The sequence below is a fragment of the Cupriavidus sp. CP313 genome, assembly GCF_054072015.1.
Map to the genome: position 1 here is coordinate 20,467 of NZ_JBSVZB010000053.1, position 19,212 is coordinate 39,678.

The window sequence follows — 19,212 nt, forward strand, 5'->3', positions numbered from 1 at the left end:
TTGGAGTTCCACGATGCAAGCAGCAGTCATCCGCGCCTTTGGCGGACCCGAGCAGATCCAGCTGGAAGACATTGCCACCCCGGCGCCCGGCCCGGGCGAGGTGCTGGTCAAAATCCTGGCCGTCGGCGTGAACCGGCTGGACCACTACGTGCGCCTCGGACAGATTGCCCCGGCGTTGCCGTTCCCCCATATCCTCGGTTCGGACGCGGTCGGCGAAGTGGCCGGGCTGGGCGAAGGCGTGAGCCGCTTCGCCGTGGGCGAGCGTGTGATCGCGATGCCCGGCTATCCGACCGACGCGGCCGAAGCCGGCATCCGCCCGGTCACCGCGGCGGCCAGCTACGCCATCCCCGGCATTCAGATCCCGGGCACTTATGCCCAGTACATTGTCGTGCCCGAGACCTGGCTGCTGCGCGACACCACGGGCCTGCCGGCCGAACAGGTGGCAGCGTTGCCGGTTGCCTTGCTGATTGCCATCCGCTCGGTGCAGATCGTTGGCGAAGTTGCCGCGGGCGACCAGGTGCTGATTCATGCGGGCGCCTCCAGCACCGGCATGATGGCGATCCAGGTGGCGCGTGCCCTGGGTGCGCGCGTGGCGACCACGGTGCAGGACTCCGCATCGGCCGCTATCGCCAACGAGCTTGGCGCGGAACCGGTCATCAATACCAGCGAAGCGGATTTTGTCGAAGCGCTGCACGCCTGGACCGGCGGCCGGGGTGTCGATGTCGCGATCGACAACCTGGGTGGCGACGTCCTGCCCCGCACCATTGCCGCGGTGAAGCCGCTTGGCATCATCGTGGCCATGGGCTTCATGGCCGGCACGGATGTCACCTTCGATATCCGCAGCTTCTTCTTCGCGCAGAAACAGCTGCGCGGCACGCTGGTCGGCGACATCGAGGACTTCGCCGCCTGGCTCGACCCGATCAGGGAGGGCAAGATCCAGCCGCGCATTGACAGCGTGCTGCCCTTGTCGCAGGCTGCGGAGGCACACCGGCGCATCGCCAGCCACCAGGCCCGGGGCAGCATCGTGCTGCTGCCCTGGCAGGCATGATGCATTGCCGGCGTCATGCAAATCTCGCGGGAGTGCAGTCATGGCCGATGACGTGATGGAGCGCCTGGCGGCGCTTGGCATTGCCTTGCCCGAACCGAAGCCGCCGCTGGGTGCCTACCTGCCGGTGGTCGAGGCGGGTTCGATGCTGTTCGTATCGATGCAAGGCCCGGTCGTCGCCGGCCAGCCGAAACTGATCGGCCTGGTCGGCGGCGAGCTGACCGTGGAGGAAGGCCGGCTCGCGGCGAGGCTGGCCATCATGAATGCCCTGGCCCAGATGCATCACTACCTGGGGGGATTCGAGCGCGTCCGGCAGATCGTGCGCGTGGAGGGCTATATCGCGTGCACGGACGACTTCGAGCGCCATCCGCATGTGCTCGATGGCGCTTCGGAGCTCCTGGCGGCGGTGTTCGGGGACAGGGCCGGGCATGCGCGCTCGCTGTGCGGCGTGCGCAACCTGCCGGGCAGGCTTCCGGTGGCGGTCGCCGTCACCGCCGAGCTCATGGCACGATGAATGGAGGCATGCTGGCGCAAAAAGGCAAAGCGCGGGCGCGCGAAGGCAAGTCATCCTTCCACCTGGCTGGCAGTATCGGTGAGACCACCACACTGTCCCTACCGGAGACAAGGATGACAAAGACATTGCAAGGCAAGACCGCGCTGGTGACCGGCGCGGCGCAAGGCATGGGCCTGGCATTTGCGGAGATGCTGGCCGAAGCCGGCGCGCACGTGATTCTGACCGACATCCAGGCCGAGGCCGTCGCGGCACAAGCCACGCGCCTGACGCAACGCGGTCTATCCGTTCAGGGGCACACCCTGGACGTAGCCAGCGCCGAGGCCTGGGGCGCGCTGGTGAAGATGCTTGCGCGCCAGGACCGGACCGTCGACGTGCTGGTCAACAATGCCGGCATCGCCACCGGCGGCAGCATAGAGGATTGCACCCAGCAAGCGTGGCAGCGCGCGATGGAGATCAATGCCATGGGACCGTTCCTCGGGTGCCAGGCCGTGATCCCCGGCATGAAAGCGGCGGGCGGGGGCTCGATCATCAATATTTCATCGATCTTCGGCCTGGTGGGCGAGCCGTGGGCGGTGGCCTATTGCGCGTCCAAGGGCGCGGTCACGCAGCTCACGCGTTCGGCGGCCGTACAGCTCGCGCAGTATGGCATCCGCGTCAATTCGATCCATCCAGGGTTCGTCGAAACTCCAATGGTGACGCAGGCCATGGAGAGAATGCCGGCGGAATATGCTCAGCAATACCATGCCCGCACGGTCGGCCAGGTACCGGCCGGCCGCATCGCGGAGCCGGCCGACCTGGCCGGGGCGGTGCTGTTCCTTGCCAGCGACGCATCGCGCTACATGACGGGCACACAGATGGTCATTGACGGCGGCTTTGTCGCACGATGACCGGCAACGTCCAAGGGGACAGCCAATTTTCACAATGCGCGCGTGCTGCCGCGCACGGTGATCTACGACCCCGACCTGTCCCTGGGCATGCGCAGGGCCGCATCAGGCGGCAACGCGTTCCTCGTGGAATGGATAGTCGATGTAGCCGACGTCCGTACCGCCGAAGAACGTGTCGCGGTCGTAGGAGTTCAGCGGCAGCCTGCGGCGCAGCCGTTCGGGCAGATCAGGGTTGGAAATGAAGTCACGGCCGAATGCCACCAGGTCGGCGTCGCCGGCGGCGATGATCGCTTCGGCGCTATCGCCCTTGAAGCCGCCTGCGGCGATGATCGTGCCGCTGTAGAACTCGCGGATCAGTTGCGAGGCCACCGGGTTGGGGTTCCGGCTCTCGTCCTCGACATTCCCCCGCACGCGCGGCTCGATCAGGTGCAGGTAGGCGAGATTGAGCTTGCCCAGTTCGGCGGCCACGTAGGTGAACAGGCCTTCCGGGTCGCTGTCGGACATGTCTCCAAACGAGCCGCTCGGGCCCAGGCGCACCGCGACCCTGTCGCCACCCCAGACAGAGATCACCGCCCGAGTGGTTTCGAGCAGGAAGCGCGCGCGGTTCTCGAACGAACCACCGTAGCGGTCCGTGCGCTTGTTGCTGCCGTCCTGCAAGAACTGGTCAAACAAGTAGCCATTGGCGGCGTGCAGTTCGACCCCGTCGAATCCGGCTTCAAGGCCACGCTCGGCGGCACGACGGAAGCTCTCGACGAGTTCTGCGATTTCCTCGATCTCCAGTGCGCGATTCGGCGTGTTGGCAACCCAGCCCGCCTTCGTATATGCCACACCGCCGTGGGGAATCGCCGACGGGCCTACCGGTTGGCTGGCCTCTGGCTGAACTTCCGAGTTCGACTGGCGACCGGCATGGTACAGCTGCAGGAAAATCCTGCCGCCCTTGGCATGCACGGCATCGGTGACCAGGCGCCAGCCCGCGATCTGGCTGTCGTCATAAAGCCCGGGGGCGCCAAGGTAGCCGTTGCCATTGGGTGCGGCGATGGTGGCTTCACTGATCAGCAGTGCGCCGGGCGAGGTGCGCTGGGCATAGTATTCGGCCATCAATGAGCCGGGGATGGCACCTTCCCCGGCGCGCATGCGTGTGAGCGGGGCCAGCACGACACGGTGCTTGAACTCGTAGGCACCGACCTGGACTGGCGTAAACAGCGTGGACATCGATAACTCCTGCTTGTGAATGAATTGGCGCGCGTGCGAAGGGGCACGCGACAAGGACGCCCTCCGGGCAATCCCGTGCTCAACCGGCAGCCATCGCATCGTTGAACTCGTTGAACCAGGCGTGCTCGTTGGGCCCCGGATTGGCGCGCATGTTCACGGCGGGGCCCACCAGTATTTCGTTGGCTTCCGTGCCCAGTTGTTCGATCGCGCCCGCGATGAATGCTTCAAGAGGCATCGCGCGCTCCTCCTCGCTGCTGTTCAGCAACTCGGTGCGGACCCAGGGTGGCGCGATCTCGATGACCGAGACCTTGCTGTCCCCAAGCAGATAGCGTTGGGAGAGCGTGTAGGAATGCAAGGCCGCCTTGGTCGCGCTGTACACGGCCGTGAGTGCCAGGGGCACAAAGCCAAGTACCGAAGTGACATTGGCCACGACGGCGCCCTCTTGCGTCTTCAGGTGATCGATCAGCGCCGAGGTCATGCGTATCGGCCCGAGCAGATTGGTCTCGACGGTTGAGGTCAGCAGCTCGTCGTCGACCGGGCCGCCAGCGCCATCGGGCAACATGATGCCGGCGTTGTTGATCAGCACGTTGAGCCCGGGATGGTCGGCAATCAGCCTGGCAGCGACCTTTGCGATATCCGCCGGATCGGTGATGTCGAGCGATACCGCCTGCATGCCGGGGTTCGCATCGATCGTCGCTTGCAGACGCTCCGCGCGTCGGCCGGAGATGATGACCTGGTTGCCGAGCTTGTGGAGCGCTTCGGCGAGACCGCGGCCAATGCCCGAACCGCCGCCGGTGATGAATACGGTGTTACCTGTGAGTTTCATGATGACTCCAATGGAGATGACGGTTGGAGTCAGCGCGGAAAGCTGTTCCCGAACATGGGCAGGCCGCTTTTCGATTCGGCCTCGGTTGCCTCGTCCTGCAGCACGTCCCAATGCTCGGCGAGCACGCCATCGGCAATCCGCAGGATGTCGGCGGCAACCCAGGCAACGGGACGGCCATTGCCGGAAAAGCGCCCGTGGATGATCACGTAGTCGCCATCCGCCATGATCACGCCGGGCTCGTACCGCAAGGTCCGCGGCAGGGTCTTGATGAGGTTGAACAGGCCGTCGCGGCCCGGTTCGATATGCGCGCTGTGCTGGATATAGTCGGGCGACCAGAATCGTTCGGCGGCGGTGTAGTCGCGTTGATTGAAGAGCGTGTCGAACGCTTCGAGCACGAGAGCCTTGTTGGCGGCTTCGGTGGTAGTGGTCAAGTTGATTCTCCTGAGGGGTGGGTGCCGTGACGGATCGGCTTGAGCAAGGGTTGGTGACGTTTGATGTACATGACAGCCCCTGCGCTGTCCGTTCACTCAAACACAATTGTGATTGACATTGAGTTTTGGTGGTCGAAACCGAAAAGTCAAGTGCAATCACCATTGTGTTTGTCGAAGGCGGCTATACTTGAGGTGACAACTGCACAGAGGAGTGAGCGATGGGCGTCTCAAAACAGCAGGCGGCAGAGAACCGCCAAGCCATCATTGCGGCTTCGGAGAAGCTGTTCCGCGCGCACGGAATCGATGGTGTCGGCCTGAGCGCGCTGATGAAGGCCGCAGGCTTTACCCAGGGTGGCTTCTACAACCACTTTGAATCGAAGGAGGCGCTGGCGGCCGAAGTCGTGGCGACTGCGATGGACAAGGCCAACCACGATCTGAAGGAAGCCATCGCGGCGCCCATTGCACCGGGCGGCAACCGTTTGCGGCGACAGGTCGACTTTTACCTGTCCGGCACGCATTGCAGTGATATCGAGCAGGGTTGCGCGGTAGCCGGCCTCACCGTGGACGTCCGCCGGCTAGGCCACGAGGCGCAGGCGCGCTTTGCGAATGGCTTCGAGGAGATGATCGAAACCTTGACGGGGCTCGTCGCGGAGCAGCGCGCCGAAGGCATGGACAGCCAGGAAGCGCGTCGGGAGGCAATCGCGTTCTACAGCGAGATGGTAGGCGCGCTCATCCTGTCGCGCGCGATAGCCAGCGCCAATCCCGGGCTCGGGCAGGAAATACTGAATGCAAGCCGGCAGTCGCTTCTCAGGGATTTCGCACTGGAGGTGACAGAGGGCAAGCGGTAAAGGATGTCCAAGGCAATCGGCAACCCCGACCTCATGAGCTCGAGCGCGGCGCCGCCACGGTTGCGCGCTATGCTCAAGAGGAAGTTCTCGCGCGGCGACAGTTGCGAGCTGGATCGGCTGCAATGTCATGCGACGGCCGGCTTGCTCGCCGTTCCTTGCCCCCTTCCCGGAGATTGCGGCATGGCCATCCAGCTCAACCACACCATCGTCTTTTCTCATGACAAGAAGGTCTCCGCCGACTTCCTCTGCGAGATCCTCGGGCGTCCGCCGGCCGAGCCGTTCGGGCCGTTTCTCGGCGTCCGGCTGGACAATGACGTGACCCTGGACTTCATGGACGCGGAAGGCGATGTTGCCCTGCAGCACTATGCCTTCCTGGTCAGCGACGCCGAATTCGATCAGGGCTTTGCCCGCATCCGCGCGCGCAACCTGACGTACTGGGCGGACCCGTACCGCCGCCGCGCCGGCGAGGTCAACACGGACGATGGCGGCCGCCGGATCTACTTCGAGGATCCGAGCAAGCACTTTCTGGAGATCTTCACGAAGGGCTAGGACGCAAGCACCCGCTGCCGTGAGCCTTTGACGAGACACTGGCGCCCTGCCACGCCCGCTCGATGTTTTGCAGCGTTGACTGCGCTTGGTTGATGCGGTTGCACCCCATAGAATGAAGTTGCGCCTTGGAAAGCGGCTCTGGTTTCTGCCGCATCAAAGGAGGATGTCATGGAACTTCATATGCAATCGCATCGCTACACGCACCGCTGGCCGGACTGGCGTGCGGCGGCGCTGGCGGGCCTCGTCGCCGGGGTGGTATTCCTGGTGCTCGACTTGCTGGCGGCCATGTTGATGGGGGCCAGCGTCTGGAAGCCGCTGACCATGATCGCGGCCATCATGCTGGGCCCTGATGTGCTGGCGCAAGCTGCCACCTTCCAGATGAGCGTGCTGGTAGCAGCCGTGGTGGTCCACTTCGTGCTCTCTGTCGTGTTTGCGGTGATCCTGGCAGCGATCATGGCGCCGTTCCGTTTTGATTCGAGCGTCGGCATGGCCTCGGTGGTGGGGGCGCTGTTCGGCCTGGTCCTGTACCTGGTCAATTTCCACGGCATGACTGCCGCCTTCCCATGGTTTGCTGAAGCGCGAGGCTGGGTGACCGCCATTGCCCACATCGTGTTCGGCCTGGTCGCGGCTGACTCGTACCTGAAACTGGAGCGGCACGTGGATGCGTCCGCTGGCGGAACTGGCGGTACATAGGAGAGCAAGCGCAAAACGAGCAGCGGCAAGGCGCGTGATCCATGCAGACCGTCGCCTATCCCTATCAGCCAGTGCCTGAACGGGGCACCTTGACGTGCTTCCTGCTGGCCTTGTTCATGCACCTGCTGCTGGGTGTCCTGCTCTACTATGGCGTGCGCTGGCGCAGCGCGGCGCCGGAGGGCGTCGCGGCCGAACTGTGGGACGCGATCCCGGAAGCCGCAACCCCAGCGCCTGCAATCACGCCGGTGCCAAGCCCGAAGCCGGTCGAAGAGGAAGAGGCCGACATCTCGCTGCAGGAAAAGCAGCGCAAGGCAGCCGAGCAGGCCGCGCGCGACGAGGCACAAGCGCGGCAGCGCGAGAGCCAGGCCCGTGCCGAAGCAGCCCGCAAGGAGGCGCAGCACAAGGCGATGGAAGCGCAGCGCCAGTCCGACAATGCCCAGCGCCAGGGCGAACTGGCGCGGTTGCGGTCGCAGGCGGGCAATTCGGGCTCACGGGCCGGCTCCGGCTCCGGCGCAAAGCCTTCGTCCGGTTATGCCGAGCGGGTCCGGCAGCGGGTCAAGCCGAACATCATCTTCAATGAAGACGTCAGCGGCAATCCGGCGGCGGTGGTGGCCGTGGCCATGGCGCCGGATGGCTCAGTGCTGTCGACGCGGCTCGCCAAGTCAAGCGGCAATGCGGCCTGGGACAACGCCGTGCTGCGCGCGGTGCAGCGATCCGATCCGCTGCCGCGCGACGAGAACGGCGTCGCGCCCTCCAATATCCTCATTACCTTCTGGCCCAGGGACGAAGGCGGCTAGTCGCGCCGCCTCTTGCGCCCTAACCTGGTCTGCATGGATTTCCAGTGGAGCATGCGTGCCGGCCTCCCTGTCCAGGCGCTACGCCTCCACGTAGCCCTTGCGCAGTTTCTCCGCCACCAGCTTGTCCGCCTCGCGCCGCGCCCGCTCGGCGCTGTCGAACGCCTTCACGCTGGTCTGCCCAGCGCTGCCGATGCGGCCGTAGGTGACGGAGAGCTCCGTCCCGCGCACGCTGGCACGCCAGAACTTGCGCGACGTGCCCTGCTCGAAGCGCAGCGTCCGCACCAGCTCCGCTTGCGCAGCCGATGCCGTCGCCGCGTCCGTCCGGGCCTCGCCCGTTGACGCCGCATCCTGCACCGCGGCCGGCTTCGCCAACGGTGCCGGGATCTCGACCTCCACGTCCAGCGCGCGATCCTCGCCATCGGCCAGCATGGCCTCGATGCGGGCCAGCACCGCTTCCGCATCGTCGAGCCAGTCCTTGCCGGGGATGTCCAGCACACGCCAGCCGAAGCTGCGCAGGATGCCGGGGCGGAATACATAGCGCTCGGCGGTATCCGGCACCGCCTCGGACGGCGTATCGAGCAGGATCGCCAGCGCGTAGCCTTGGCCCGACGGATCGGCGATGGCCAGGTCGCAGCGGAACTGCGAGCGGCCGACGTTGGCGTGCACCTGGTGGCCGCGCGCACGCAGCGCCTCGGCCAGTGCGTCGCGGATGCTGTCCGGCGTGGCCTCGCGCGTGAAGGCGTCGCGCGCGCCCGGGTTCAGCGCGCCCAGCACCGCCTGGGCGCGCTCGAACCGGCCGCGCGCGCTCGCCTGCGCGAACTGCAGGAACGCACGCAGCGCCGCCGCGCCGTCGTTGTGCACGTTGGTGATCGCCTCGGCCTGGATCGTCGATACCACCGCCATCCGATGGCGCGCGCGGCTGAAGATCACGTTCAGGCGCTTCTCGCCGCCGCGCTGGTTGATCGGGCCGAAGTTCATCAGCATCTTGCCGTCCGGTCCTGGCGCGTAGCAGATGCTCAGGATGATGACGTCGCGCTCGTCGCCCTGCACGTTCTCCAGGTTCTTGACGAACAGCCCGTTGAACTGGTCGTCGTCCTCGCGCACATACTCGCGTTCGAGGCGCATTGCGAAGTCCGCATCCTCGGCGGCCAGCGCCTCGAGCGCGGACTCGATGGCGCCCTGCTGCGCCTCGGAAAACGCCACGATGCCCAGGCTCAGCCCGGTCTCGCGCCGCAGCAACTCGCGCACGGTCCGGGCGATGTAGCCCGCCTCGGGCGCATTGCGGCGGTCGGCGTAGACGCCGTCGGCCAGCCGGTGGAAGCTGACCGGCCGCGCCAGCAGCGCGTCGGCGCCCGCGATGCCGGCATCCTCCTGGTCCGAGCGCAGCGCAGGCGCCTCGTCCTCGGCCTGCTCCAGCAAACGGTCGGGAATGGTGACCAGGCGCCCGTCGTAGAAGGCCGCGTTGGAAAAGCTGATGAGCGATTCGTGACGGCTGCGGTAGTGCCACGCCAGCAGCGTGGCAGGCAGGTTGCGCGCGGCCTGGTTCAGCAGGCTGTCCGAATCGAGATTGATCGCAATGCGGTCGCCCTCCTCTTCCACGACGATCTCGTCGTCGCCCTCGGCGCCGCCGGCCGTGAAGAAGCTTGTCGGCGGCAGCTGCATCTCGTCGCCGACCACCACCACCTGGCGCGCGCGGCTCAGCGCGGGCACGGCCTCCTCGGTCGGAATCTGGCTGGCCTCGTCGAAGATCACCACGTCGAACAGGTCCGGCGACAGCGGCAGCGTGTCGGACACCGACAATGGACTCATCAGCCAGATCGGCTTCAGGTCGTTGATGACGATGCCGGTCTCGTCGTCGGAGAGATCGCGGATCGAGCGGTGGCGCATGCTCTTGCCGAACTCGTGCTCCAGTTCACGGCGGCCCGTGGCGTATTGTTTCTTGAACGTCTTGCCGTCGGCGTCCAGCATCGTGGCCGACAGCGAGGACACGCGCACGTGCTCGGCGAACTGCTTGTGCCGCGTGGCGCGCACCACTTGAGCATTCAGCGCGAGCAGCTCGCGCTGACCCTGTGCCACGGCGCGCGCGGCCTGCGCCAGCGCCGCGCCGCCGAAGCGCGCCAGCACCGGGTTCTCGCGCGAGAGACGGCGCAGCGCCTCGTCAGCCACCAGCGCCTCCAGCTGTGACGGCGCATGGTCGAGCCACTGCAGCGTGGCGGCGCACGCGGGGTCGCCCGCATGCACCGCGCGCAAGAGAGGCAACAGGTCGGGCAGGTCGTCCAGCGCCTCGCGCAGGTCGCGCAGCAGTTCGGCGATGTCGCCGAGGCGCGCGTCGGATGCCAGCACCAGCCCGTCGCGCACACGCTGCGCGAGCTTCTCCAGCGCCTCGCGCGCACCGGCTTCGGCGCGCGCCGCGGCGACCGGGTCGACGGCCTGGCGCAGGTGCGCGACCAGCTCGCGCGGGCCTGCGCCCGACTGCAGGCGCTGCTCGAGTTCACCGAGCGCGCGCAGGAAGGCCTGCATCTCGCTCACGCCGTAGCGGCGGCGGCTGTCGGCATCGGCCGCTGCCAGCGCGGCACTAGCGGCGTGCTCGGCGGCCAGCGCTTCCAGCACCTTGCCGTAGCCCGGGTGGACGGCGTGCTTGCCGAAGTCATAGCGGCGCTTCAGTTCGCCGCGCAGTCGCCACCATGCGGGCTGCAGCCAGCGCGCGAACGACGGCTCCAGCCGCCGCGCGAGCGCCAGCGCCGATTCGGTATCGCCGGCGCTCAGCTTGTCTTGCCAGTTCGAGGTTGCGGCCTGCGCATCGGCGAGTGCCTGCGCGCGCCGCTCCAGGTCCGCGCGAACCTCGCGCTGCGCGCCTTGCGCCGGCGAGGCCGGATCGAGCAGGTCCAGGTGCGCGGCCAGGCCCGTGTCGAGCAGCCACTGGCTGTCGGCGGCAATCGCGCGTGCCTGTTCCAGGCCGGTGTCCTGGCCGGTCAGGCTCGCGGTACTGTCCAGCAGCGGGTCGAGCGCATCGAACAGCGCCTCGGCGTCATGGCACAGCTGCTCGGCGCGGCCATACGCGCGCTCGTCGGCGAGCAATTGCGGGGACAAGCGCGCGAACGGATGCGCGGCCAGGCTGTCGACACCGAAGCGTTCGCGCATCGCGCGGTGCACGCGGTGCGCGAGATCGCGCTGACGGTCCCATGCGGCCAGCGCCGGCAGGCGCTCGCGCATGGCAGGCCCCGCGTCCGGCATGGCGGGCAGCGCGGCCACGCGGCGCAGCAACGCGCGCACGCTGTCGCCGAGCGCCTCCGGCGCGGCGGCCATCGCCGACTCGAACGCGTCGATACGCTGCTGGTGCGCGGCCAGCGCCTCGGCCACCTGCGCGCGGCGCGCCGCCAGCGTGTCCCCGTCGTGCGGCTGCGCGATCCACTGCTCGTAGCAGGCGCGCAGGTCGGCAATGAAGGCCTTCTTGTCGGTCTGCGAGTCGTGGATCAGGCTGCACAGCGAGTCCAGCCCGCTTTGCTTGAGCCGATGGAACACCACGTCGAGCGCGGCGCGCTTCTCGCAGACGAACAGCACGCGCTTGCCGCGTCCGGCGTAGTCGGCGATCAGGTTGGTGATGGTCTGCGACTTGCCCGTGCCCGGCGGGCCCTGGATGATAAAGCTGCGCTGGCTGCGCGCCAGGCCGACCGCGGCGTTCTGGGTCGCGTCGGCCGCCACCACGTTCCACTGCTCGGCCGGTGCGAGCGGCGCGGGCGCGTGCGTCTCCACGTCGTGCGGATCGATCGAGAACACGCGGTCGAACGCTGGATTGGCGCCGGGCTCGTCCAGCAACTGCGCGTAATCGCGCACCAGCGACATCTTGCGGTAGTTGAAGTTGGCGAGCGTCACCTGCGTCAGGTCCAGGTCCCAGGCATAACGGTGGCCTTCGGACTCCTCCAGCACGTAGCCCTGGCGCTCTTCGCTTTGCGCGGCGGCGGGGCTGCTCATGTGGGGCTGGCGCGGGCCGGCTCCCGGCGCGGCACCCGCCTCGAAACGCTGCGGCAGTTCGCTCGGCCGCACCCAATGCTCGAACAGCGCGCGCCCCAGCGGCCGGTAGTCGTCCTGCGCATAGCTGTACGGCGGCAGCCAGCCGCCGCTGCGCGCGGCGGCCGTGCCCGGCCTGCGGCGCTGGAACTGCTGCATCCGCTGCAGCGCCTTCTGCCGCACCAGCCGCACCGCGGCCTTGTCGACCAGGCGCAGCTCCACCGAGGGCTCCGAGCGGCGAATCTGCGCGAGGATGCCGGCATGGATCTCCTCGATCGAGGTCTTGTCGAGATCCACGGTCTCGTCCAGCCGGATGTCGTACAGCTGGTGCAGGTAGTGGCGCAGCACCGGGTTGAACTCGGCCTCGCCGCCCGCGCATTGGATCACGTACTGGTCGCGCACACCCTTGCGTTTGACCAGCTCCACCGGCAGCCACAGCAGCGGTGTCACGATGCGCTCGTCCGGCGCCTCTTTCAGGTTGTGCCAGCGCAGGAACGCCACCACCAGGCGCAGGTTGCTGAAGCCGTATTCGGCGCGGTCGCGGCGGGTCTCGGCGATCAGGCGGTCGAGCGACGCCGGCAGGTAGGGCTGGTCGTCGAAGCGCAGCCAGCGCTGCAGCGACACCGGCTTGCCCGCCACCAGGTCGGCCGCGAACGGTCCGCCCCAGGTGCAGATGTGCTCGGGCCGCACGCTTTCGATCTGCAGCATCAGCGGCACGCTGGCCACGGTGACGTTGACGGCGGCCGCAGTCGGACGGAAGTGCAGCAGGCGGTTGCGCCGCGAGAGATCGAACAGGCGGTCGCGCAGGTGCGTGAGCACGGCGGCGCGGCGCGGCGTGGCACCCGTCGTGCCGGCCAGCGCGCGTTCGACGTCCAGGCCCAGCGGCTGCTCGCGCCACGTGCGCAGCCGGGTCGCCAGCGCGGCGACATCGGTGGCGCGGTCGTGGCGGTTGATCTCGGTCATCTCGACGATCACCGCGGCGACGATCGGATGCAAGCGCTCGTGCAGCAGGAACAGGTTGCGGCGCTGCGCGACGAAACTGCGCAGGTCGTCCTCATCGGCGAAGTCCAGGCCGCAGGCCAGGCTCGCGAGCACCATGCCGAGCAGGAAGACGTCGCCGATCTCGTCGTGGTGGCCAAGCAGGCGTTCCCAGCTGGCCGGGCCGCGTAGATAGGCCGGGCGTTCGACCGGCGCCGTCGCGTCAAGCTGCAACGCCAGGTCGGCCTGGTCGCGCTGTCCGTCATCGGCGTGGCCGAGCTGCAGCGCACCGACGATGTTCAGGCCCGAGGCCGGATGCGGCTGCACGCGATGCACCGCGCCGATGTCCATGACCGGGGCTTCGCCATCGGGCCGGCGCAAGCGCAGCCCGCCGTCCTCGTCCACCAGGATGCTGTCGGGATCGAGCGCGGCCACCCTGCCCTGCGCGTGCAGCGCGGCGACCTGCGCGAACAGCGGCAGCACCAGCACCAGGACGTCGTCGGTGGGCAATGCCGCGCCCGCCTGCGCGTCGACCAGGGCGCGCAGCGTGCGCGGCTCCCTGCTGCCGGTCATATCCGGAATGGTGTGGGTGCCGTGGGTCGTGCTGTCAGTCATGCCCGGCCCTCCCTGGCCAGTTCGCGGTGGAGTTGGCGCTGGAATCGGTCCAGCTCGCGCTTGCCGAAGCCCGCGTCGCGGCGCAGGTTGCCTTGCAGCGCTTCCAGGCTGCCGAGCGCCTGCGCCACCTGGCCGGCGCGCAGCAGCGCCGCGTCCTGCTGGTCGGGGTCGGCGAGCGCCAGGTCCATCATCAGTGCGTTGAGGTAGCCGCGCACGCTGTCGTCGGCCACGTCCGGCCCCAACGCCTCGGGGCCGATCGCCGGTTCGTCGTCGCGCCAGTCGGGGCACATCATCCGCACCTGCGCGAGCACCGCCTCGCTCGCCAGCGCCGTGCCGGCGAGGAAGTGGGCCAGGAAGCCGCGCGTCAGTGCCTGCAGGCGGACCTGTCCCGGCAGGTCCAGCTTCTCCAGCGCCAGCGGGCCGTGCAGCCGGGTTTCGATCCATGGATCGAGATCGGCCGCGCCCTCCCACCACAGCGCCAGCGCGCGCGCCCGGATAAAGGTCTCGGGATGGCTGTGGGCGGCGCTTGCGCCCGCCTCGTGGGATTCGATCTCGGCCGCCTGGCGCAGGTAGGCGGCCGCGTCCACGCTGCCGATGCCGGTCTGCACCTTGACCAGCGTCGACACGGCCGGCGCCACCGCGCCGGCGGCCACGGCGCCGCCGCGGTCGGCGAACAGCTCGGTGTGCAGCGCGTAGCGGCGCCAGGTCTCGCGATGGCTGGCGCTGGCGCCGGGCGCGGCCAGCGCGTCGTTCAGGATGCGGTCGGCCACCAGGAACTGGCCGTCGTCGCGCGACCACAGCAGGTAGTGGGCCAGTTCGTGGCCGAACACCGCCAGCAGCTCCGGCGGCGACAGCCGATCCAGCAGCGGCCCCTGCAGGATTATGTGGACCTCGCCCGGCACGTAGACCAGCGAAGCATTCATGTCATGGCCCGGCGACTGGTAAAGCGTCGCTGGGGCGTCGATGCCGAGCCGCGCCATCGCCTCGGCCAGCGCCGCGTGCACGTCGGCATGCGCGTCCGCCTCGATGCGGTAGGTGTCGCGCAGCAGCATCGAGCGCAGTGCCTCGCGTTGATCGGCGCCGGTCGCGCGGGCGCCGGCCCAGCGCCAGACCTCGGGCTCATGGCGGCGCAGGTAGTCGACCACCGTTGCGTGATAGGCCAGCGGCACCAGCGCGCCGCGATCCGGGGCGTGAGAGTCCATGCGGGACATTCCAGGGTTGCGTGGAGGCGATTCTACAGGGGGAACATGGCGTAGGCGCCGTCCATCAGCGCGGGCAATGCCCGCATTGGCATGGCCAGCTTGACGCTGTCGAGACTAGTCGGAGGCGGGGAATGCCGGCGCGGGAAGCGGCTGACGGCTAAAGCTGTTGGTTTGGGCGGGCGGCTATTACGCCGCAAGTTTGTTTCTGCCCAACATTTGCTCCGCCAACCGAGCGAAATTCGCTGATGACGGGGCTGCGACTCCATTTTTGTCGGTCCGCATCCGGTGGCACAGCTTCTGCGTATAAGCGAGAGGACGCCCGCAGCGTTCTGCCCTTCTTACCGCAAATCGGAGTACCGCCATGATCCGCCAGCTCGCCAACACGATCTTCGCCACCGCCGCGATTGCAGCCGCCTGCACTGCCGGCATTGCCCATGCCGCCGCCCGCGACAGCGCTCCTGCCGGAGACAAGTCCGGCTACACCTTCCGCGTCGACATGCGCGACGTCTATAGCGATGGTGCGCGGACCAGCCGCTTCGACGTTTTCATCGACGGTACCCGCGTTGAGGCTCCCGCCGTCAACGAGCACTCCGTTTCTGGCCTGGACCGCAGTGGCGTGTCGGCCGATCCTGCCCGCAAATTCGACGTCTACACTGACGGCGCCCTGGCCGGCATGGACCGCAGCGGTCCTTCAGCCGATCCCGCGCGCAAGTTCGACGTCTATACCGATGGCGCCTTGGCATAAGCCCGTGCACAGCGGGCCTGCCTCAGGCAGGCAGCCATCTTCAAACGCGCTTGTGCGCCCTTTGGAACGTATTTCTCCCGGCTCCAAAGGGCGCTTTTTTGCGGGCGTCAGCCCAGTTCCGGGTAGTCGACGTAGCCGTGCGCACCACTGCCGCCGTACAGCGAGGCGTCTTCAAAGGGACGGTTCAGCGGCTTGTTTTCGCGGAAGCGGCGCGGCAGGTCGGGGTTGGTGATCATCTTGCGGCCGAACGAGACCATGTCTGCACTGCCGCTACGAATCGCCTGTTCGGCCATCTCCTTGGAATAGCCGTTGTTGACCATCCATACACCGGTGTACAGGCGGTGCAGCGCCTCATAATCGAAAGGCGCGTTGTCACGCGGGCCGCCCGTGTGGCCTTCCACGATGTGGATATACACCGGGTGCAGCTTCTCCAGTTCACGCACGACATGTTCGAATAGCGGCTGTGGGTTGCTCTCCAGCGCGTCGTTGACGGGCGACACCGGTGCCAGGCGAACGCCGACCCGGTTGGCACCAATTTCTCCGATCACGGCGGCCATGACCTCAAGCAGGAAACGCGCGCGGTTTTCAATGCTGCCGCCATATGCGTCGGTGCGCTTGTTGGTGCCGTCGCGCAGGAAAGCGTCAAGCAGGTAGCCGTGCGCACCATGGACTTCGACACCGTCGAAGCCTGCCTGAACGGCGTTGGCCGCAGCGATGCGGAAGTCGTCCACGATGCCAGCGATCTCTGCAGCCTCAAGCTCACGCGGGACCGAGCATTCGACGTAGCCCTTGCCGCTGATATAGGTCTTGGCATTGGCGGCGATGGCCGACGGTGCGACCGGGGGCTGGTTGTCCGGCTGGAAGTGCGTGTGCGACATGCGGCCGGTGTGCCAGATCTGCAGAAAGATCCTGCCGCCCTTCGCGTGGACCGCGTCGGTCACCTTCTTCCAGGCAGCGATCTGCTCTGGGGTGTAGATGCCCGGCGTATTGGTGTAGCCCTGGGCAGTGGTTGAGACCTGAGTGGCTTCGGCGATGATCAGGCCCACGCTGGCGCGCTGGCTGTAGTACTCGACCACCATGTCGGTCGGCACGAGGTTATCGTCGGCCCGGCTGCGCGTGAGCGGCGCCATGGCCATGCGGTTGGCAAGTTCGAGCTTGCCCAGCTTGATCGGCTGGAACAGCGCATCGGCGAGGAAGGCTTCGTTCTGTACACCCATGAATCACTTACTCCGTGGTTGGTCTATGGCTTGTTGCGGCCAGAACCGCCGTAGCGGCCGGCTGGAACAGGTGGTCAAACATCAGGTCGACGCTGCGGCGCAGCGGCTCGACAGAGCCTTCGAGCTTCATGCGCAGCAAGGCGCCCTCCCAGGCATCCCACGCCAGCCCGGATAGCTCGGCAGCTGCGATGTCGGTGCGGATATCGCCGTGCGCCTGAGCCTCGCTGATCATGCCGGCGAGGCGTTCGCGCCACGCCAGTTGCGCGGCTTGCAGGGCGGCCCGGCAGACTTCGCTCGACAAGGCGATCTCCGCCGCGAAGTTACCTATCAGGCACCCAGCCTGCAGCTTCCTCGATTCGTGGTACGCAATCATCCGGGCAAAGACGTAGCGGATTGCTGCCATTGGCGCAGACGGCGCCTCATCGATCATCGCCTCCCACGACCGCTGCAGGAAACCCGCGTATTGCGCGACGATGACCGCCGCGAACGCTTCCTTGCTCTCGAAATGGTTGTAGAAGGACCCCTTCGGCACGCCGGCGTGGTCGGTGATCTGCTGGATGCCGGTGGCGTTGTAGCCGTGGCGCGTAAACAGTTCGCGCCCCGCCTTCGTCAAACGGTTGGGGATGTCGGTCTTGTCTGCAGTGCGTGCCATGGCGGAATAATATGACCAGTCGTCTTAAGATGTCAAACGGCACTGCGCAAGCGTAGGCAAGGACGCATTTCCGGCCCTCTTTCGGGCACACGATATTTTTCCTTGACAAGGGAAGACCCATGTTCCAATATGCATTCCATCGCATGAGATTTAAACGGATGCGATGCAAATACAACTGACAACGACCAGAGATCCAAACCATGAGCAAGATCGAAAAAGTCCTCGCCACCGGCAAGACCCACACCACGCACAGCAGCGCCGGCGTTACCTCGCGCGGCCACAACGGCACGCTGGACATCGCGCTGTCGCCCGGCAACAGCACCACCCCGGCGCACGTGTTCACGACCGTCCAGCCCCACCCGACCGCGGAACAACTGTTCGCGGGCGCCTGGTCGGCGTGCTACATCGCCGCGGTCGGCCTGGTGGCCAAGGAGATGGAGCTGGAACTGCCGTCCGACCTGGCCGTGGACATCGAAGTCGACCTGGGCCAGACCGGCACCGAGTACTTCCTGCAGGCACGCCTGAACCTGCGCGCGCCGGGCCTGGCGCAGGATGTCGCTACGCAACTGGCTCACGCCGCCGATGCAATCTGCCCCTATTCGAAGGCAACGCGCGGCAATATCGAGGTGGCGCTGAACGTGTTTACGTCGTAACTCCCTGACCTTCTCGTTATTTCTAATTAGTCGTATGCGATCAACGCGCATACGACTAAACACCACCTAATACAAGGATGCATGCCATGACCACGCTCACCTCCATCGCCCGCTACACCGTTGTCGCCGCCGCCCTGTTGACCGCCGCCGCCGCGCAAGCCGCCGGTTCGGCGCGCGACCCTTTCACCGAGGGCGCCCGCTCGGTCACCGGCGCAGCCGATCCGTACACCGACGGCGCACGCTCGGTACACGGCACGCGCAGCCCGTACTACGACGGCGCCCGCAGCAAGGTCGACCCTTACCTCGACGGCGCACGCGCCTGAGACCGCGTAGCGCCGCGGAGGCCAGATCGTGCGCACGATTCTCTGCCGGTTCCGGGCGCCCTTCCCTCGGGCTCCAGGAACCGCCGCGGAAAGTTATAGCACCTGCGATAAAATCGCACACGATCTATAATCGACGCTTGCGATCCATCCGTCTTTGGCCAACGAGGCAGCAAATGAAACCCACCGACACGCCCGCCGCAACCCCTACGCTCTCGGACTTCCTGTGCTTCGCGGTCTATTCCGCGAACCTCGCCTTCGGCAAGGCCTACAAGCCGATCCTTGAACAACTGGGGCTGACCTATACGCAATACATCACCATCGTTGCGCTATGGGAGCAGGACGACCTGACAGTCGGCAGCCTGGGAGAGAAGCTGTTTCTCGAATCGAACACCCTGACGCCGATCCTGAAGAAGCTGGAGGCGATGGGCTACGTGGAGCGGCAGCGCGACCCCGAAGACGAGCGCCAGGTACGCGTGCGCCTGACCAAGGCCGGCCGCAAGCTGCGCGAACAGCGCCTGGAAACCAGCCTCGCCGGAGCGACCGGCCTGGCCCCGGACGAATTCGCCCGGATCCAGAAGGCAGTTGCGTCGCTGCGCAACAACCTGATCCAGTCGGTGAAAGACAGCGAATGAACCAGCACACAGGATCCATAGCCATGACCAGCACAGCCGTCCAGTACAGCCCGATCAGCTGCGAGTTCCACGACCGCCTGGAAGACCTCGCCACCGTGCGCAGGCCCACGCGGATCCACTATCGCGACGCCGATGGCTTGCTCCAGCAGCGCACCGCGACCATTACCGACGTGTACAGCCGGGGCGGCGCCGAATATCTGACGCTCAAGACTGGCGAGACCCTGCGCCTGGACCAGCTCATGGAAGTCGACGGCGAGAAGCTCGCGGACTACTGAGCCCGCAAGATTCCGAACCGCCAAAGACAAAACCCCTCGCAGCACACGCTGTCGAGGGGTTTTGGGAATAAGAGCCTGGCGATGACCTACTTTCACACGGGTATCCGCACTAT

At 66.8% G+C, this 19,212-nt stretch carries 19 protein-coding genes; 12 read left to right on the plus strand and 7 right to left on the minus strand.

All coding sequences use genetic code 11. The features are described from left to right. The first annotated feature begins 13 nt into the window (after positions 1-13). The 3 genes from ACW4E8_RS38735 to ACW4E8_RS38745 all read left to right on the plus strand — a co-directional run bounded on the left by ACW4E8_RS38735 (position 14) and on the right by ACW4E8_RS38745 (position 2,446). Positions 14-1,048, plus strand: coding sequence for a quinone oxidoreductase family protein (locus ACW4E8_RS38735; protein WP_456809308.1), 1,035 nt, complete (start codon positions 14-16; stop codon positions 1,046-1,048). Positions 1,049-1,088: 40 nt separating this feature from the next. Beyond that, positions 1,089-1,559 carry a RidA family protein gene (locus ACW4E8_RS38740; RefSeq protein ID WP_456809309.1) on the plus strand — a complete coding sequence of 157 codons (471 nt, stop codon included), beginning with the start codon at positions 1,089-1,091 and terminating at the stop codon, positions 1,557-1,559. Between the two features lie 113 nt (positions 1,560-1,672). Beyond that, positions 1,673-2,446, plus strand: coding sequence for an SDR family NAD(P)-dependent oxidoreductase (locus tag ACW4E8_RS38745; RefSeq protein WP_456809310.1), 774 nt, complete (start codon positions 1,673-1,675; stop codon positions 2,444-2,446). A gap of 102 nt (positions 2,447-2,548) precedes the next feature. Here ACW4E8_RS38745 and ACW4E8_RS38750 read toward each other — a convergent pair whose 3' ends face one another. The 3 genes from ACW4E8_RS38750 to ACW4E8_RS38760 form a co-directional block, all read right to left on the minus strand. Continuing rightward, entirely contained in the window at positions 2,549-3,655 is a 1,107-nt protein-coding gene (locus tag ACW4E8_RS38750) for an alkene reductase (protein WP_456809326.1), read from the minus strand. Positions 3,656-3,734: 79 nt separating this feature from the next. After that, on the minus strand, positions 3,735-4,481 hold the full coding sequence (locus ACW4E8_RS38755; RefSeq protein ID WP_456809311.1) for an SDR family oxidoreductase: 747 nt from the start codon (positions 4,479-4,481) through the stop codon (positions 3,735-3,737). A 29-nt stretch (positions 4,482-4,510) separates the two neighbouring features. Beyond that, on the minus strand, positions 4,511-4,912 hold the full coding sequence (locus ACW4E8_RS38760; RefSeq protein WP_456809312.1) for a nuclear transport factor 2 family protein: 402 nt from the start codon (positions 4,910-4,912) through the stop codon (positions 4,511-4,513). Positions 4,913-5,130: 218 nt separating this feature from the next. Here ACW4E8_RS38760 and ACW4E8_RS38765 point away from each other — a divergent pair, with 218 nt between their 5' ends. The 4 genes from ACW4E8_RS38765 to tolA all read left to right on the plus strand — a co-directional run bounded on the left by ACW4E8_RS38765 (position 5,131) and on the right by tolA (position 7,799). After that, entirely contained in the window at positions 5,131-5,760 is a 630-nt protein-coding gene (locus ACW4E8_RS38765; RefSeq protein ID WP_456809313.1) for a TetR/AcrR family transcriptional regulator, read from the plus strand. Positions 5,761-5,940: 180 nt separating this feature from the next. Further along, on the plus strand, positions 5,941-6,309 hold the full coding sequence (locus tag ACW4E8_RS38770; RefSeq protein WP_456809314.1) for a VOC family protein: 369 nt from the start codon (positions 5,941-5,943) through the stop codon (positions 6,307-6,309). A 168-nt stretch (positions 6,310-6,477) separates the two neighbouring features. Beyond that, entirely contained in the window at positions 6,478-7,002 is a 525-nt protein-coding gene (locus ACW4E8_RS38775) for a hypothetical protein (protein WP_456809315.1), read from the plus strand. Between the two features lie 41 nt (positions 7,003-7,043). Beyond that, positions 7,044-7,799, plus strand: coding sequence for a cell envelope integrity protein TolA (gene tolA, locus ACW4E8_RS38780; protein ID WP_456809316.1), 756 nt, complete (start codon positions 7,044-7,046; stop codon positions 7,797-7,799). Between the two features lie 78 nt (positions 7,800-7,877). On the opposite strand, the gene ACW4E8_RS38785 is transcribed toward tolA, so the two are convergent. Both ACW4E8_RS38785 and ACW4E8_RS38790 read right to left on the minus strand, forming a co-directional pair. After that, positions 7,878-13,400, minus strand: a complete 5,523-nt coding sequence (locus ACW4E8_RS38785) for an AAA domain-containing protein (protein WP_456809317.1) — start codon at positions 13,398-13,400, stop codon at positions 7,878-7,880. Further along, the gene (locus tag ACW4E8_RS38790) at positions 13,397-14,602 is read right to left on the minus strand and encodes a M48 family metalloprotease (RefSeq protein ID WP_456809318.1); all 1,206 of its coding nucleotides are present in this window, start codon (positions 14,600-14,602) and stop codon (positions 13,397-13,399) included. The genes ACW4E8_RS38785 and ACW4E8_RS38790 overlap by 4 nt, the downstream gene beginning before the upstream one ends. A 361-nt stretch (positions 14,603-14,963) precedes the next feature. Here ACW4E8_RS38790 and ACW4E8_RS38795 point away from each other — a divergent pair, with 361 nt between their 5' ends. Further along, positions 14,964-15,347 carry a hypothetical protein gene (locus ACW4E8_RS38795; protein WP_456809319.1) on the plus strand — a complete coding sequence of 128 codons (384 nt, stop codon included), beginning with the start codon at positions 14,964-14,966 and terminating at the stop codon, positions 15,345-15,347. A gap of 107 nt (positions 15,348-15,454) precedes the next feature. Here ACW4E8_RS38795 and ACW4E8_RS38800 read toward each other — a convergent pair whose 3' ends face one another. Both ACW4E8_RS38800 and ACW4E8_RS38805 read right to left on the minus strand, forming a co-directional pair. Then, a complete protein-coding gene (locus ACW4E8_RS38800; protein ID WP_456809320.1) occupies positions 15,455-16,564 on the minus strand; it encodes an alkene reductase in 1,110 nt (369 codons plus the stop codon). Between the two features lie 7 nt (positions 16,565-16,571). After that, entirely contained in the window at positions 16,572-17,216 is a 645-nt protein-coding gene (locus ACW4E8_RS38805; RefSeq protein WP_456809321.1) for a TetR family transcriptional regulator C-terminal domain-containing protein, read from the minus strand. Between the two features lie 200 nt (positions 17,217-17,416). Here ACW4E8_RS38805 and ACW4E8_RS38810 point away from each other — a divergent pair, with 200 nt between their 5' ends. The 4 genes from ACW4E8_RS38810 to ACW4E8_RS38825 all read left to right on the plus strand — a co-directional run bounded on the left by ACW4E8_RS38810 (position 17,417) and on the right by ACW4E8_RS38825 (position 19,099). Continuing rightward, positions 17,417-17,869: an Ohr family peroxiredoxin gene (locus ACW4E8_RS38810; RefSeq protein WP_456809322.1), complete on the plus strand. Its 453-nt coding sequence runs from the start codon at positions 17,417-17,419 to the stop codon at positions 17,867-17,869. A gap of 86 nt (positions 17,870-17,955) precedes the next feature. Then, positions 17,956-18,192, plus strand: coding sequence for a hypothetical protein (locus tag ACW4E8_RS38815; RefSeq protein WP_456809323.1), 237 nt, complete (start codon positions 17,956-17,958; stop codon positions 18,190-18,192). 173 nt (positions 18,193-18,365) lie between these two features. Then, entirely contained in the window at positions 18,366-18,824 is a 459-nt protein-coding gene (locus ACW4E8_RS38820) for a MarR family winged helix-turn-helix transcriptional regulator (RefSeq protein ID WP_456809324.1), read from the plus strand. Positions 18,825-18,847: 23 nt separating this feature from the next. After that, complete coding sequence (locus ACW4E8_RS38825; protein WP_456809325.1) at positions 18,848-19,099, plus strand: hypothetical protein; 252 nt, start codon at positions 18,848-18,850, stop codon at positions 19,097-19,099. Positions 19,100-19,212: the final 113 nt, after the last annotated feature.